2 protein-coding genes and 1 pseudogene are annotated in these 1,524 nt (G+C 69.8%); all 3 read right to left on the reverse strand.

Annotated features, from left to right (window positions below):
* The coding region (locus BN903_RS08515) for a sensor domain-containing protein (RefSeq protein WP_048077341.1) at positions 1 to 585 on the reverse strand (585 nt) is incomplete at its 3' end.
* 76 nt (positions 586 to 661) lie between these two features.
* Positions 662 to 997 (reverse strand): zinc ribbon domain-containing protein, encoded by a 336-nt coding sequence (locus BN903_RS08520; protein WP_048077342.1) that lies wholly within the window; start codon positions 995 to 997, stop codon positions 662 to 664.
* A gap of 60 nt (positions 998 to 1,057) precedes the next feature.
* Positions 1,058 to 1,524, reverse strand: a pseudogene (locus BN903_RS08525) (adenylosuccinate lyase); the annotation flags it as partial.

A 1,524-nucleotide genomic window follows, 5' to 3' on the forward strand; every position in this document is an offset into this window, starting at 1 on the left:
GGCGGCGTTGGCGAGGTGGAGGCCGACGAGGACGGCGGCGATTCCCAGCGGGACCGCCGCCAGCGCCTCCGGCTGCGTCCCGATCGCCCACGTCGCCGGCTCGCCGTTGACCTCGCCGAACTCGACCACGAGGGGGTACCGGAGCGGCGCGGTGACGAGCGGGAGCCCGCGGGCGATTAGGAGCAGCGGGACGAACCCGAACAGGGCGACCCAGAACTTCGCCATGAGGAACCCAAGTCCCCGCCACGTCGAGGCGGCGTCCACGTACTTCCTCGCGCCGCCGAGCGCGCCGTCGGCGTCGGCGATGTCGTCCGGCTTCGCGAGGTCGGTCCCGAGCAGCGCGTCGGCGAGCCAGCGTTCGAACGCGGCGAACAGCCGCGTGGCGATCAGGGTCACGAGCAGCACGACGAGGCCGACGAGCACCGGCGTGAGGAGGAGCCCGAAGGCGAGCCCGAACGAGAACACGCCCGAGTGGACGAAGGCGAGCGGGAGCGCGACCAGCAGGTACAGCAGGTGGCGATACGTGCGGCCGTCGGCGAGGACGCCGACGACGGGGAGGGCTGCGAGCGGTCGGAGGGAGACCATACCACGACTGGTTCGTTCTCCGACAAAAATCGGTCGCTCCGCGTCGCGCGGTTCTCCGGGGAATCTCGGTCCCTGCTTACCCGAGGAAGAAGTCGATCGCGTCCCCGGACGACTGCCCCTTGTACAGCTCGGAGTAGCCGCAGTCCGCGCACGAGACCACGAGGAACCTGCGGTTCTGGACGTCGAACATCTTGGTGAGTCCCGTGCCGCTGGTGGCGATCTCGTCGGTCTCGGTCTCGATCCCGCCGCACTTCGGACAGCCGTCCTCGCCGTCGCCGCCGAGCGAGGCCGGACGGTCGTCGGTCTGGGCGTCGCGGCCTCGCTCGGCGGACCCGTCTCGTCCGTCGCGGCGGTCGTCGCGCTCGTCGTCGTCGAAGACGGAGTACTCCGTCTCGTCGTTCTGGGAGGGCATCGATCGCGTCTCTCGTGCCGAGGGACAAACCTCTTGTGGCGTCTCGTCTCGGGGTCTGCCCTACTCGTCGCCCCCGTCAACCTCGTCGACGAGCTCGTCGGCGAAGCCGGTGTAGCTGGCGGGTGTCAGCGCCTTCAGCTCCGCGCGGACCGCGTCGTCGACGTCGAGGTCGTCGAACAGCTCGCGGAAGTCGTCGAGCGTCACCGACCGACCGCGGGAGAGGGCCTTCACGCGCTCGTACGCCTCGGTGTCGCCCTCGCGCCGCAGGATCGTCTGGACCGCCTCGCCGATCACCTCGGGGGTCGCGTCCAGCTCCTCGCGCATGATGGTCTCGTTCGGGACGACCTTGCCGAGTCCGTCGGCGGCCTTCGAGTAGCCGATGAGACAGTGCGCCAGCGCCGCGCCGACGTTGCGCTTGACCGTCGAGTCCGAGAGGTCGCGCTGGAGCCGCGAACTCGTCACGTAGTCGGCGAGGAACGTGAGGTCGCCGTTTCGCCTTCGAGAGGTTCCCCTCGCTGTTCTCGAAG

The sequence above is a fragment of the Halorubrum sp. AJ67 genome (assembly GCF_000513435.1).

Bases quoted from the DNA above. Each gene is read 5' to 3' on its own strand.
- BN903_RS08520 (WP_048077342.1), bottom strand. From the start codon at position 997: ATGCCCTCCCAGAACGACGAGACGGAGTACTCCGTCTTCGACGACGAC.